The organism is Geobacter sp. AOG2 (assembly GCF_019972295.1).
Lineage (GTDB): Bacteria > Desulfobacterota > Desulfuromonadia > Geobacterales > Pseudopelobacteraceae > Oryzomonas.
This window is the reverse complement of the sequence record NZ_BLJA01000001.1, coordinates 1,725,464-1,739,220: the sequence shown is the minus strand read 5'-3', so window position 1 is coordinate 1,739,220 and position 13,757 is coordinate 1,725,464. Positions and strand designations below refer to the sequence as shown.

At 55.9% G+C, this 13,757-nt stretch carries 15 protein-coding genes; 10 read left to right on the top strand and 5 right to left on the bottom strand.

Going from position 1 to position 13,757, the window contains the following annotated elements; genetic code table 11:
• Nucleotides 1–3 precede the first annotated feature (3 nt).
• From LDN12_RS07860 to LDN12_RS07835, 6 genes are all read left to right on the top strand, one after another.
• Entirely contained in the window at nucleotides 4–474 is a 471-nt protein-coding gene (locus LDN12_RS07860; protein WP_223922115.1) for a YaiI/YqxD family protein, read from the top strand.
• Between the two features lie 176 nt (nucleotides 475–650).
• The gene (locus tag LDN12_RS07855; RefSeq protein WP_223922114.1) at nucleotides 651–2,288 is read left to right on the top strand and encodes an ABC-F family ATP-binding cassette domain-containing protein; all 1,638 of its coding nucleotides are present in this window, start codon (nucleotides 651–653) and stop codon (nucleotides 2,286–2,288) included.
• 173 nt (nucleotides 2,289–2,461) lie between these two features.
• Nucleotides 2,462–3,682 carry a 30S ribosomal protein S1 gene (gene rpsA / locus LDN12_RS07850; RefSeq protein WP_223922113.1) on the top strand — a complete coding sequence of 407 codons (1,221 nt, stop codon included), beginning with the start codon at nucleotides 2,462–2,464 and terminating at the stop codon, nucleotides 3,680–3,682.
• Nucleotides 3,683–3,986: 304 nt separating this feature from the next.
• A complete protein-coding gene (locus LDN12_RS07845) occupies nucleotides 3,987–4,433 on the top strand; it encodes a MarR family winged helix-turn-helix transcriptional regulator (protein ID WP_223922112.1) in 447 nt (148 codons plus the stop codon).
• 89 nt (nucleotides 4,434–4,522) lie between these two features.
• A complete protein-coding gene (locus LDN12_RS07840) occupies nucleotides 4,523–5,116 on the top strand; it encodes a YceI family protein (protein ID WP_223922111.1) in 594 nt (197 codons plus the stop codon).
• A gap of 204 nt (nucleotides 5,117–5,320) precedes the next feature.
• Nucleotides 5,321–5,995 (top strand): class III extradiol ring-cleavage dioxygenase, encoded by a 675-nt coding sequence (locus LDN12_RS07835; protein WP_374045040.1) that lies wholly within the window; start codon nucleotides 5,321–5,323, stop codon nucleotides 5,993–5,995.
• Between the two features lie 36 nt (nucleotides 5,996–6,031).
• On the opposite strand, the gene LDN12_RS07830 is transcribed toward LDN12_RS07835, so the two are convergent.
• Entirely contained in the window at nucleotides 6,032–7,645 is a 1,614-nt protein-coding gene (locus tag LDN12_RS07830) for a methyl-accepting chemotaxis protein (protein WP_223922109.1), read from the bottom strand.
• Between the two features lie 371 nt (nucleotides 7,646–8,016).
• Nucleotides 8,017–8,337, bottom strand: coding sequence for a c-type cytochrome (locus LDN12_RS07825; protein WP_223922108.1), 321 nt, complete (start codon nucleotides 8,335–8,337; stop codon nucleotides 8,017–8,019).
• 201 nt (nucleotides 8,338–8,538) lie between these two features.
• On the opposite strand from LDN12_RS07825, the gene LDN12_RS07820 reads away from it, so the two are divergent.
• On the top strand, nucleotides 8,539–8,907 hold the full coding sequence (locus LDN12_RS07820) for a cytochrome c family protein (RefSeq protein WP_223922107.1): 369 nt from the start codon (nucleotides 8,539–8,541) through the stop codon (nucleotides 8,905–8,907).
• 95 nt (nucleotides 8,908–9,002) lie between these two features.
• Here the strand turns inward: LDN12_RS07820 and LDN12_RS07815 are convergent, their stop codons facing one another.
• From LDN12_RS07815 to LDN12_RS07805, 3 genes are read right to left on the bottom strand one after another with little or no spacing between them, the layout of a single operon-like run.
• Entirely contained in the window at nucleotides 9,003–9,350 is a 348-nt protein-coding gene (locus LDN12_RS07815; protein ID WP_223922106.1) for a DUF4124 domain-containing protein, read from the bottom strand.
• 47 nt (nucleotides 9,351–9,397) lie between these two features.
• Nucleotides 9,398–10,231: a rhomboid family intramembrane serine protease gene (locus LDN12_RS07810; RefSeq protein ID WP_223922105.1), complete on the bottom strand. Its 834-nt coding sequence runs from the start codon at nucleotides 10,229–10,231 to the stop codon at nucleotides 9,398–9,400.
• A 53-nt stretch (nucleotides 10,232–10,284) separates the two neighbouring features.
• The gene (locus LDN12_RS07805; RefSeq protein WP_223922104.1) at nucleotides 10,285–11,931 is read right to left on the bottom strand and encodes a putative manganese-dependent inorganic diphosphatase; all 1,647 of its coding nucleotides are present in this window, start codon (nucleotides 11,929–11,931) and stop codon (nucleotides 10,285–10,287) included.
• 171 nt (nucleotides 11,932–12,102) lie between these two features.
• Between LDN12_RS07805 and LDN12_RS07800 the strand changes: the two genes are divergently transcribed.
• The 3 genes from LDN12_RS07800 (at nucleotide 12,103) to LDN12_RS07790 (ending at nucleotide 13,705) form a co-directional block, all read left to right on the top strand.
• Entirely contained in the window at nucleotides 12,103–12,516 is a 414-nt protein-coding gene (locus LDN12_RS07800) for a MauE/DoxX family redox-associated membrane protein (RefSeq protein ID WP_238482097.1), read from the top strand.
• Nucleotides 12,517–12,706: 190 nt separating this feature from the next.
• Nucleotides 12,707–13,210: a ferritin-like domain-containing protein gene (locus tag LDN12_RS07795; protein WP_223922102.1), complete on the top strand. Its 504-nt coding sequence runs from the start codon at nucleotides 12,707–12,709 to the stop codon at nucleotides 13,208–13,210.
• Between the two features lie 51 nt (nucleotides 13,211–13,261).
• Nucleotides 13,262–13,705, top strand: coding sequence for a tetratricopeptide repeat protein (locus LDN12_RS07790; protein WP_223922101.1), 444 nt, complete (start codon nucleotides 13,262–13,264; stop codon nucleotides 13,703–13,705).
• Nucleotides 13,706–13,757 lie beyond the last annotated feature (52 nt).

The following is a 13,757-nucleotide window of genomic DNA, read 5'->3' as shown; positions in this document are numbered from 1 at the left end:
ACCATGCGCATATGGATTGATGCCGACGCCTGCCCACGGGTCATCAAGGAGATTGCCTTTCGCGCCTCCGAACGCCTGGAGATTCCGGTCTCCCTGGTGGCCAACACCAGCCTTGCCAAACACCATTCCCGTTTGATTGATTCGGTGGTGGTAAGCGAGGGGTCCGACGTTGCCGACGACTACATTGCCGAACATGCCGCACCGGAAGACGTGGTCATAACCGCCGACATCCCGCTGGCAGCCCGAATCGTCGCCAAAGGCGCGGTGGGGATTGATCCGCGGGGAGAGATCTACACCGAGGAGAATGTGGGTGAGCGCCTCTCCATGCGCGACCTGATGATGGAACTGCGTGGTGCGGGCGTGGTACAGGGAGGACCGGCTCAGTTCGGGGCAACGGACCGCCAGCGCTTCGCATCCTCTCTGGACAGCCTGCTGACCCGTATGGCCAAGGGGAGGAAACATATCCAGCACTAGCACTACTGGTGCGCCCCCCTAACCTCGCCCGCCGCGGAAGGCAATTATTCTGTGTTTGACACGGAACGAGAATTATCGATTGCCGTTGAGACGCTAATAATGATATAAAAACCTATCACCTGAACCACAGGGATTATCCTGTGGTTTTTTTATTTGTTTGAAAGGAACCGATACACATGATCACCGCTTCAAACATTGCCCTCTCTTACGGCAAGCGCGTCCTGTTCAAGGACGTGAACATCAAATTCACTCCGGGCAACTGTTATGGCCTGATCGGGGCCAACGGCGCCGGCAAGTCCACCTTTCTCAAGATTCTCTCGGGCGAGATCACCCCGGACAAGGGGGAGATCACGATCGGCCCCCGCGAGCGCCTTGCGGTGTTGCGCCAGGACCAGTTTGCCTTTGACGAGGAGACGGTGTTCAACACCGTCATCAGAGGACATGAGCAGCTTTACAAAGTCATGGTTGAACGTGAGGCGATCTACGCCAAGGCCGATTTCAGCGAGGCGGACGGTGTCCGCTCTGCGGAACTGGAAGCCGATTTCGCCGAGATGAACGGCTACGAGGCCGAATCCGAGGCGGCGGTGCTGCTGAATGGACTGGGCATACCCGAGGAACTGCGCCACAAGAAGATGAAGGAATTGGAGGGCGGCGACAAGGTACGCGTCCTGCTGGCCCAGGCCCTGTTCGGCAACCCGGACGTGCTGCTTCTGGACGAGCCAACCAACAACCTAGACCTGAAATCCATCTCCTGGCTGGAGGATTTCCTGTTCCGTTTCCCCAACACCGTGATTGTGGTCTCCCATGACCGCCACTTTCTCAACCAGGTTTGCACGCACACCGCCGACATTGACTTCGGCCGTATCCAGGTCTACGTGGGTAACTACGATTTCTGGTACCACGCCAGTCAGTTGAACCTAAAGCAGCGCCAGAACGAAAATCGCAAAGTATCCGAGAAGGCCGAAGAGTTGAAGGCATTTATCCAGCGTTTCTCCTCCAATGCCTCCAAGGCAAAGCAGGCCACATCTCGCAAGAAGTTGCTGGACAAGCTGACCTTGGAAGAGATGCCGGTTTCGTCGCGCAAATACCCCCATGTCATGTTCAAGGCCGAGCGCCCCTGCGGTGACATCATCCTGGAAATATCCGGTCTCACCAAGGAGATAGACGGGGTCAAGGTACTGGACAACCTGGACCTGATCGTGCGCAAAAACGATAAAATCGCCTTTGTAGGCGGCAACACCCTGGCCCGCACCACCCTCTTCCAGATCCTGTCCGGCGAGCTTGAACCGGACAGCGGTTCCTTCCGCTGGGGCGTAACCATCACCACATCCTATTTCCCCAAGGAGAACAGCAGCTATTTTGAGAAGGACCTGAGCCTGATCGACTGGCTGGGTCAGTATTCGCCCCCCACCGAGGGGGAAACCTTTGCCCGTGGCTTCCTGGGGCGGATGCTCTTTTCCGGCGACGAAGCGACCAAGAAAACCTCGGTCCTCTCCGGCGGTGAGCGGGTGCGCTGCATGTTGTCCCGCATAATGCTCTCGGGCGCCAACGCACTGATCCTGGACGAACCGACCAACCATCTGGACCTGGAGTCGATTACCGCCCTGAACGACGGGCTCATTGCCTTCCCTGAGGTGGTTTTGTTCGCTTCCCACGACCACGAGTTCGTTTCCACCATCGCCAACCGGATTATCGAGATCACCCCCGGCGGCGTAATCGACCGGGTAATGGGCTTCGACGAATATCTTGAGAGCGATGATGTGATACGGGAACGGGACGAGCTGTACCACGGCCATGCTGAACTGACCCTGTAAAACTTCCTACACATGTATGATACCTACCCGCCCCGCCGGCATTCGTCAGCGGGGCGTTTTCATACCCATACAAAATACGTTTGCATCCATTTCATATCATGGCAATATACTCTTCATGACTGCATGGTGATGGACATGCCGCGACAGTAATTTCACAGGAACGGAAACCAAAAATGACAGACAACGACACCCTGGAACAACCGAATGCAGAAGAAATGGAAGGCGAGAGTTTTGCCGATATGCTCGAACAGAGCATGAAGCAGAAGGGTAGCCGGCTGGAGCCGGGACAGAAGGTAACGGCGCGAGTACTGAAGGTCGGCAGCGAATGGATTTTCATCGATACCGGCCATAAGGGCGAAGGGGTCGTCGATGCAAAGGAATTCCAGAATCTGGATGGTAATGTCACGGTCAAGGATGGCGACAGTATCGCCGCTTACTTTCTCTCATCAAGCCACGGCGAAATGCGCTTTACCACCAGGGTCGGCGGAGGCGCGTCAGGCAGCGCTCAACTGGAGGAGGCCTACCAAGCAGGTGTGCCGGTAGAAGGAGTGGTGGAGAAAGAGATCAAGGGAGGATACGAAATCAAGCTGGCCGGCACGACCCGCGCCTTCTGTCCATTTTCCCAGATTGCACTCCGCCGCACCGACGACCCGACGGCGGTCATCGGGACCCGTCTGGCGTTCCGCATCACTGCCTATGACGAGAAAGGCCGTAACATCGTCGTCTCCCGCCGCGTATTGCTGGAAGAGGAGCAGCGCAGACTCAGGGAAGAAGCCGCGGCCGGCATCAGCGAAGGCGTGACCGTCACCGGCACGGTCACCTCCCTGCAGACCTTCGGCGCTTTTGTGGATATCGGCGGCCTGGAAGGACTGATCCCCATCTCCGAGGTCGGCTGGAGCAGGGTCAAGGAAGTGAGTGATGTTCTGAGTGTGGGCCAACAGGTTAAGGTGGTGGTCAAGGCCATCGACCGGGAGAAAGAGCGCGTATCCCTGAGCCTTAAGGACACCCTCGCCAATCCGTGGGACTTGGCGTCTCAAACCTATCCCGAGGGATCGTTCCATAGCGGTGTCGTTTCGCGTCTGGCCCCTTTCGGCGCCTTCGTCACCCTGGCCGATGGAATCGACGGGCTGATCCACATTTCTAAGCTGGGAGGGGGCAAGCGCATCCTCCACCCGCGCGAGGCGGTCAAGGAGGGCGAAACCATTGAGGTCAAGGTAGAGAGCGTTGACCGCACCGAGCGCCGCATCTCCCTGAGCCTGGCCGGTGCGGCTCGCGCCGCCGAAGAGGAGGAGGCGACCCTGGCCGATTTCCGTCGTCAGGCGGACGAGGCGCCCAAAGGGATGGGAACCTTTGGAGACTTGCTGCGGGCCAAAACCCAGAAAAGCAAGAAGTAATGCTGGAACGCCGCACGACCTTTGCGGCTTCCCGCTTACGGTATCCCGCGTGAACACCCCACCCAAAGCCGCAGGCGCACCGGGGCAAAGACGATAGACACGTTTCGTTGCCCCTTGGTACGCCTGCGGTGACTGCGAGAGCCTCGCAAAAAACTTTTTAAATCTTACCGAATGCACATTTTGCGGCTTCTGGGTAAGCGTTAGTTATATGTTATGGGCAAAAAAATACCGTTGACAAGTTTGGCTAAAACATATAGTTTAATATTAAACAATATGACATTAAGCAATTATTTGGGAAGATCGTATGAAACCGACTAACACTACAACCCATCGCGCCCTGAACACCTACACCAAGCTTATGCGCGCAGCAGAATCGGTAACCAGTCGCGTTGGACGCACCATGGGGGCATCCGATCTGACCATCAGCCAGTTCGGAGTGCTGGAGGCACTCTTGCATAAAGGCCCCCTGTGCCAACGGGACATCGCGGCCAAAATACTTAAGAGCACCGGCAACATAACCCTTGTCATCGACAACCTGGAAAAGAGAGGCCTGGTACGGCGTGAACGCACCAACGAGGATCGGCGTTATCTGACCATTCAACTCACCGAGCATGGACTGGAGTTGATCCAAGACGTCTTTACGAGGGTTGAGGCGGCCATTGTAGAGGAAATGCAGGTACTGACCAACGATGAGCAGGAGGCCTTGGGTGGCCTGTGTAAAAAGCTCGGCATACGTGAAGGGAGGAGATAGGGCAGACAAAAAAATTTGTTTTTATAGTTAGACATCAAATCACATCAACTTAAACTATTTAATCTGCTTACACTGAAAGGAGCAACATCATGAAACGCACTATCACCGCCATCAGCACTATCATCACCCTGGCCCTGCCCGGGCTTGCAGCAGCTTCCAGTTGGACCATCGATCAGGACCATTCCAATGTCGGCTTCAAGGTCAGACATCTGATGGTGAGCAACGTAAAGGGCGAATTCCGAAGCTTCAACGGCACACTGGAAATCGACGACAAAGACGTAACCAAGTCAAAAGTTGCCGTAAACATCGAAACCCCTTCCATCACAACCGGTGTAACCAAACGGGACGACCACCTGAAAAGCCCTGACTTCTTCGATGTGGCCAAATACCCGACCATGACCTTTGTCTCAAAAAAGGTCAAAAAAGCCGGTAACGACAAACTGAAGGTCTATGGCGATCTTACCCTGCACGGTGTAACAAGGGAAGTGGTCCTCGATGTGGAAGGCCCAACCAAAGCCTACAAAGATCCTTGGGGTAATATCAAACGCGGCGTTAGTGCAACGACGAAAATCAACCGAAAGGATTTTGGTTTGACCTGGAACGCCGCCATTGAATCCGGCGGCGTGGTGGTTGGCGATGAAGTGACGATTGCCCTGGAAGTGGAATTGCTGCAGAAAAAATGACGTCGGACCAATCGTAGGATGCAACAACTAACAAGCCGACAGGGGTGCCGGATACGATCCTCGTCTCCGACGCCCTTCGCGGTTTGCACGAGGTAAAACGACATGAAACCCACACTACCAGCACTGTTCATATCACACGGGGCTCCCACTCTGCTCACGGACCCGGGGCCTACCCGCAACTTCTTGGCCGCACTTGGTGCCGGCATGGAACGTCCTCGGGCAATCGTTTGCATCTCGGCCCACTGGACCACCCGTGTTCCTGCTGTTATCAGCACTCCGTGGCCGGAACTTATCTACGACTTCGGCGGTTTCCCCGACGAACTCTACCGCATGACCTACCCCGCGCCGGGCGATCCGATACTTGCCGAACGCATCACCCTGCTGCTGGAGAATCAGGGCATAGACGCAGGTCTGGATAAGACACGAGGATTCGATCACGGGGTCTGGGTGCCGCTCAAGCTGATGTATCCGGAAGCGGATATACCGGTGGTAGAGTTAGCGGTGCAGCCGCATCTGGGGCCAGCCCATCACGCAGCGATAGGGGCCGCACTTTCTCATTTGCGCGAGGAGGGGGTGCTGATCCTGGCCAGTGGCTCGGCGACGCACAATCTCAGGGACTTTTTCGGACGCGCCGTTGGCTCGCCACCTCTGGAGTACGCCAGGGAGTTCGATGACTGGCTCAGCGAGGCCGTGGCCGCGAATGATCGGGAGTCGCTACTCGGTTACATGAAAAAGGGACCCCACGCCCCAAACAACCACCCGACACCGGAACATTTCTTGCCGTTGTTTGTCGCCATGGGGGCTGGGGACAACGGGCGGGTGTTGCACAGGGCCTTTACCTACGGGGTAATCTCCATGGCGGCCTTTGCCTGGGAATGAGGGCAGAGAACGGCTCTGCGGAATAGATAACGCAATTTATCCCAGACTGCTGATCCTGACCACGTTTATGTCGGCACCTAGGACGCCGGCTGCCCGGCCCGTACTATCTAGGAGAGGCACCGCGATGGTGCAACAGAACGCCCCGGTTGCCGCCGACCGGTACAGCTCCGAAATATAGGTGCTCCCACTCTCCATCGCCCCCCTGAACCAGGGGCGGTTTTCCCACATTTTGGCAAAAGCTTCTGAACCGTAGGCGGGGTCGCCAGCCGACAGGCTATCTGCGGCAATATTCGAGGTAATCTGGCGACCAGAGGCATCGGTAATATAAAAGAGTTCAACAAAGGGGTTACGGCGGATGGCGTCGCGCAACTCACGCTCCTGACGGCTGCGATCCATGGAGCGAAGCGCCTCTTCTTTTGCAATCCGCTCCACGGCCTTGGCTGCGCTGTAGTGGGCGGTAAGACGGAACGCCCCCAGCAACAAAAGAAGATTATCGGTTGCGGAACCGATGGTGGTAACCTCATCCATGACCTTGGCGGATACGGACGAGAGCGTTCCCGACATGCGTGAAGTCGACTCTATGGAGGCCGAAACCTGGGCTGTCGTGACACTCTGCTGCTCCACAGCGGTTGCAATCTGGGTCACTTGACCTTTGACCTGCTCGAACGAATCGGTAATCAAGTGTAGTGAGTTTTCCATCTCCTCGATCTTGGCACGGGCATTCGCCACCTCCTGCGAGGCGTCCTTCATCGCTGTCCCGGTCTTGTGAGATTCACGTTGTACAGCCGAGATCTTCTCCGCAATCTGTGCCGTGGCGGCTATGGTACGAGCCGCCAGATTGCGTACTTCATCCGCAACTACGGCGAATCCCCGGCCGTGTTCTCCGGAACGGGCTGCCTCAATGGACGCATTAAGCGCCAACAGATTGGTTTGGTCGGCAATGTCGTTGATCACCGAGACGATATCACCAATCTCACCGACGCTCCTGTTCAGCGCCCCTATACCTCCTGCCAGATCATCCGTTGCCGTGCCAACCCTGGCCGCCGCCTCTACGGCGCGCCCCGCTGTTTCCTTGCCGCAGCTCACGATTTCCATGGCACTCACGGAGGTATCTGCCGCCAGGGAGGCGTTTCGGGCAATCCCGGCAATGGTTTGGGACATCTCTTCGGCCGCTGTTGCAATGGCGTGCGCCTCATTCTGCTGCTGGCCGGCGCTGGCAGCGCATTGTTCGGCAGCCCCCTGCAGGTTGACGGTCGATGAAAAGAGCCGGCCTGATGCTGCAATGATCCTCATCAACGTCTGGTCAAGAAAACCTGACATCTCTCTCAGCGACTGCGTCAGACTCCCGGCTTCGTCTGTGACCGGCTCAATGAAAGCACCCCGGATATGCCCCCGGGCAATCTCCGTCACCTGTTCAAGATGCCCTTCGAGAGTTTTCTCCAAACGGCCGACAAGGAAAACCATGACCGTAACGAGTCCCATCAGCCAGACGACTGTCCAGGCAACGGCCGTCATCAGCAGGGTTCCCAGCGCATGTATGGAAATAAGACCGGACAACCGTAGGGCGCTATGGGTAATGAAACCGGCAAGAAATACGATATTCACGAGGATGACAGGGAGGATGATGCGGGGTTTCAGCCGGTGCGACATTGCAGCTTCTCCTTCGTTGGGGAAGTATGAAATTTTCATTAAAATGCAATATCAGGACCAAACTGCAACTAGCTGAAAAAATGTTGAAATATCCTCTCGAATCCAGTCATAGTGCCGCATTACTGGGCATTACGATCAAATAGTATGCATAGTTGCCCGATGTGCGCAGAACAGGAACGTATCAATTCAAAAAACAGGACAGGCCGCTTTTTCTGAAAAGCGACCCGTCCTTATCCATGTCTATTGTTTTCCATTGTTTATGTGCCTTGGAGTACTACTCCATCCGCATGTAAAGAATCTCCTCGGTGCGTTGTTCGGTCTATCGTCGATGCGGATACGCGAACGGACCACAACGGAACAGCCAGCGGATTCTATTTCGTTTTGGCGGGGGCAAGGCTCTTCAGGTAGGCAACCAGGGATGTAAGGTCGGGAGAGCCGGACGCCAGGGCTTTCCCCTTGAGGGCTTTTACAATGCACTGGTTTGCGATCTTCTCAAGTTTTTTCTGTCCAGAGGCAGCAGCCTTTTCCAAGCCATTGCCATCTGGGTGACAACTGGCGCAACTTTTGCCGTTTGTCCCCAAGGCCGTGCTGTTAAACAATTCCTTGCCCCGGTCAGCGGAAGGCTGACCAGCCGCCAGCACCAAACTTGCCGAAACAGCCAACATGGTGAAAGTAGCCAACGATGTCTTCATGGTGCTCCTCCTCGATTGAGATAGATTCTTCTCAAGAGATGCTACCGGGGAAGTCAGGTTTGTCAAATTGCTCCTCAATACGCAGAAAGGGCAGAAATGCCCTGCGAATGCGCCAAGACAGGCGTATACATATTTGCCGCAGACACCGGTTTGGCATACAGTGTACCAGGTTTGCACACTTAGATTAAAAGGAGATTTACCATGCAACGCTCTTACGCACGAATTTTACTCGCTGCGCTGTTTGCTCTGACCGCAGCGACCGCCTGCACTAAGAATGACGCTAACAGACCGGTGGAAAAATCCCCGGAACAGACGGTAGCCCCTGAACAGAAGCTGACCGGAGAACAACTTTTCAAAACCAAATGCGCCCAATGTCATAAGGTCAATAATCAGGGCGGCGTGGTCGGCCCCGATCTAACAGCCATCGCCTCCCGGAAAGATGCTGCCAGTCTCCAGGATTTCCTCAAGGACCCCAAAAAACAAAACCCCTCTACTGCCATGCCGTCCTTCGCCGATTTGCCTGCCGATGACCTCCAAGCTCTTGTAGGCTACCTGGGTAGTCTCAAGTAGTTCACCCTTTTCTACTTACCCGGATATCACAAAAGGTTAGCCTGATGGCTAACCTTTTGTGACATATATCCATAGGACTTTCGCCGAGGACCGAGCTATTCTCTCCCCGAGCGAATCTTGTGCTTCCTTCTTGGCTGGACCCGGACGTTCTGCGGCGGCGCTTCGGCCGAACGGATAATCGGTTGCATAACGGGATTCGACGGAACCGTTTGGGGTTGCGGCGGAGATTGCGAAGGGGCCATTGGCTGCGTCGTGGCCGTTGATGCCCCCCCAGCCTGGGCCGCCTCAATATTCAGAGGCTTTGCCTTGACCTTGTAGCGCACGGGGATATCATATTCCTTGTTGGTGTAGTGGGCTATCCCCCGTGAATCCTTCCAGGTATAGATATCAGCTTGAGCCCTTGACGCCAGCATCAGCAATATGATCACCAGCAATCGTTTCATGGCCTGGTCCCTCTTTGCTAACCGCGTTATATATCCCTTATGCCGCATCAATGGCCCATCCTGAGGGCGACAGCTACGAAAGCCGACCACCCGAGCACACCCACCGTCGCACCGGCGCACAGCAGGGCCACAAGCCGATGGGAGGCGTTCTCCCGATTCCGCTCCTCATACCCCAGGAGCATCCCCAGAATGGCCCCGCCCACAATGCCACCGCCATGAGCCCAGTTGTTGATACCAGGCATGATGAAACCAAATAGCATCAAGCTGAATACCCAACCGCTCACCTCCCGGAACACCATACTGCCATACGCTCCACCGCGGCTGCGGCCATAGTAGAGCAGCGCACCGATCAGGCTGCAAATGGCCCCCGAGGCGCCGATGGTAAAGGAAACCCCGGCCAGGTAGGAGATCAGGTAGCCAAAGATACCCCCCAGGGTATAGATGATGAACATGCGGCTTGGTCCGTACTCCTGATTGACCCAAGGGGCGATCTGGCGTAACGCGAGCAGGTTGAAAACCAGATGCAGGATACCACCATGCAGATAGTTGGCGGTAAGCAGCGTCCAGAAACGGCCGTACCCATCGATGGGAACCGTTCCCGTGGCACCCAGCAATATCAGACTCATCTGATTTGGACTGAGGACGGCCAGCGGACCGGAAGCGCCCCCCCGCCCCATACCAAGAAGGATGGAGAAGGCATAGACGATTATATTTACCGTGATGATGGCCTTGACCAGCCAAGCCCCGTCAAGCCCGCCCCGGGTCCAGGCCGCAGGCCGCCACCAAGCGCTGGAACGTTGCGCTCCACACCAGGAACACACGGTTTCGTCGCTGCCGATCAACCGCCGGCAGCGAGGGCATAGCATTGCCTTTTGCGTCATTATGGTAGCTCCATCGATGATTTCTTTTTCCGTCCCACCTGGTCGGCGTGAGGTCAAAGCGCCCCCAACACCTTCAACAGATGAGGCACCATCTGCTTTTTACGCGACATTACCCCTTTCAGCTCATACAGGCGCGATTCCAACTGGGGATACCCCATGATATGGGCCAGTTCGTTCTTTCCCTCCACCAGGAAAAGCGTGCTTTCGGTGTAGATGTCAGTCACCATGAGACCCGCCATGTGCAGTCCTTCCTCTTCCTTGACCCGCTTGAGCACTTGGCGAAGATCTTCCTTCAGCTCGTAGAACTCATCGAAACCGACCACCTCCACCTGGCCGACGCCGAAGAGGGTATCGTGGGCCGCGAAATGCTTGAAGTCGGACCGGACGGCCTTCTCCAGCGAAGCATAGGCCTTGAAGCCGCTGCACGACGAAAATATATCCCTGCCGAAAGCAACGTGATCCAGGTCGGCACGCTCTTCCAGCCAAGCCACCATCTCCCGGTCGCGATTGGTGGTGGTGGGGGACTTGAGGATGACCGTATCAGACATGATGCCGGCCAGTAGCAAGGCGGCGATATGCGTTTCCGGCTCCACCCCGCGTTCGCGGTAGAGAGTTGCAACCACCGTGCAGGTACTACCCACGGGGGCAGTCATAAACGTGATCGGCTGGTTTGTGGGGGGATTGCCCAACTTGTGGTGGTCGATCACCTCCAGGATCTCGACTGTCTCGGCCCCCGGAACGGCTTGCCCCAGTTCGTTGTGGTCCACCAGGATCAAGGCATAAGGGAATGAGGCCAACAGCGACGATTTGGTGGCGACCCCGGCAATGGAGCCGTCCTCTTCCACGGCCACCACCGCCGGCTCACCCGAATGGAGCAGCTTGAGACGCAGATGCTCCAGCGGTTCACCAACCCCAATCTTTTCAAACCCTGGCTCGATGAAACAGGCAAGTGGTGTGGAGAGGCGAGCCAACCAGGCGGCTGTGGCGGTATCATGGGGCGTTGAAAGGATCGTGGTGCCGGCCTCCCGGCCCTTGGCAACCAAGTCCTCTCTGACCGGAAGGCCGCCGGTCACTACCAGAATCCGTACCCCCCTGTCGATGGCGGCTTGCTGAATGGAAGGGCGATCACCGGTCATGACCAGCATACTCGCTGGATCATAGCCGGCAATCCTGGAGAGAAAAGAATCCTCCACCATGGCCCCGATGAAGAGATGGAGGTGTTCCAACTCTTCCGACCGAGCGCCGCAGAGAAAGGTGGCATCCAGACAGTCGGCCAAGGTGCTGAGTGAACTGTCTACGCCCCGTTTGCGGTCGGTTCCGGCCACCAGATACTTCTCCGACAGCTTGAGAAGAGAGACTATTCCAATGGGTACATCTTCCCCGTCCACCACCGGCAAGACTCTGATGGTATGGCGGTGAAACAGTTCCAGGGCTTCTTTGAGTGAAACTTTTGCTCCGGCGGTGACCGGTTGGCGTTTGATGACGTCGCGCACCTTGGGATGGATATCGGCCAGATAGACCGGCAGTTCGATGCCGAGTCGGCCAAGGATATAGAGTGTTTGTGGGTTGGGCGAACCTGCCATGGCAGCCAGGACATTGTCATGTCCGAGTCGTTTTTTCAGTTCGGCGTAGCCGATGGCTGCAGCTATGGAGTCGGTATCCGGGTTTTTGTGCCCGATGACGTAAATCTGCTTTTTCATTGTAGCTCCTGCTTATTTTGTGAAGCCAGTATAGGGATGGCGAGCGGCATTGTCAAACAGACCCCACTACCCTCACGTTTACAGGTACCCTCATGCTTAATTTACATAGACGCAAAATCGTGCTACATGTCCACCTCACGACAGTTTATAAGTCTCCAAAAGGAACCATCAATGAAAACCACATTACGCATAGCGCTCGGGCTGATCCTGCTGACAGCCTCAATCGCAAAATTGAGCAACATGTCGGGCTTTGTAGCGGTCTTGCACTCGTACCACATCTTCCCCCAGGGACTTCACTGGCCTGCAGCAATCATCATCAGCGGTTCCGAACTGGTAGCCGGTTCATGGTTGTGCTGGGGCCGACACCTGCGGCAGGCAGCCTGGACCTCGCTGGTATTGCACAGCGTCTATGCCTGCTTTGCCGCCTTCATGCTCCTGCGCAACGTGCCGATTCTTAACTGCGGCTGTTTCGGGTCCTACCTTGCCCGCCCCCTTTCCTGGATGACCGTGGGACAGAACCTGGTGCTGGTCGCCCTGTCGCTGTTACTGGCCCGGCTCGCCCGCCCGGAGGCGCCTCCCCTCTAATCGGCGCCTCTGTGCCTGAAAACGTCGTTAATAGTATCCTTCACGTCGTATCCTAAGTCGGCGGCGAGGAGTTTTCAGTTGTAACTGGCTACTATTTCGGTACAATGAAACTAAAGTTCTACTGTCCCGGATTACGCTTCAATCGGAGAGATGGCTTCGTTGCAACACTATTTTTGGCATGGAGGACATCATGGGGTCAAGAGCACGTGAAATCATCGGCATGGATGTGGATGAACTCATCAATCTGTTACGAAGGGCCTTTTGCGATGAATGGTTTGCGTATCATCAGTACTGGCTGGGCGCCAAGTTGGTGAAAGGCCCCATGAAGGACGCTGTCGGGGCCGAACTGCTCCAGCACGCTACGGAGGAGCTATTGCACGCCGATATGGTTGCCCTGCGGATTATCCAACTCGGCGGGACCCCGGTGACCAAACCGGAAGATTGGTACAAACTGACCAACTGTGGCTACGACGCCCCGGACGACCCATTTGTGAAAACCATCCTCAACCAGAATATCAAGGGTGAACAGTGCGCTATCGGTGTCTATAGCCGACTTTTGGAGATAACCAAGGATAAGGATCCCATCACCCATAACATGGTGCTTCAGATCCTCCAGCAGGAGATAGAGCATGAGGAAGACCTGCAGGCGCTTTTGGAGGATTTTGAATTGATGATGAGGGCTTTCAAGGAATAAGAAGATGGAAGGCCAGACTCACCCCCATCAATAGTCCACCAGGAGTTCTGCATGGCCGATAGTGATGCGAGCAAGGAGTTCGACAACGGCCTGACCCTATTCAAGGCGGGCAATCTCCTGAGGGCATTGGGACATTTCGAAAAGTCCATGGAGGCTCAGCCGACCGCTCTCTGCGCCTCCTATTACGCCTATTGCATGGCAAAAGAGCGGGGTCATGTTACAAAAGGGATAGACCTGTGCCGCAAGTCGTTGGCACAGGAACCCGGCAACCCGGTCCATTATCTAAACCTGGCCCGCATCCACCTGTTGGGACCAAACAAGGAGGAGGCGCTCACGGTTCTCAGGGACGGGATGCAACACGCCCATGACCCGGAACTTGCGGCATTGCTCAACCAGGTCGGCATACGGAAGCCACCGGTCATACAATCCCTGCGCCGTGATAATCCCATCAACAAATTCCTCGGCATCCTGCTGTCGAAGTTTGGCATGCGCTAGTACTTCCTGCGGTTACGTCGTGGGAACTCATTTGTAAGAGGTGCTGTCACGG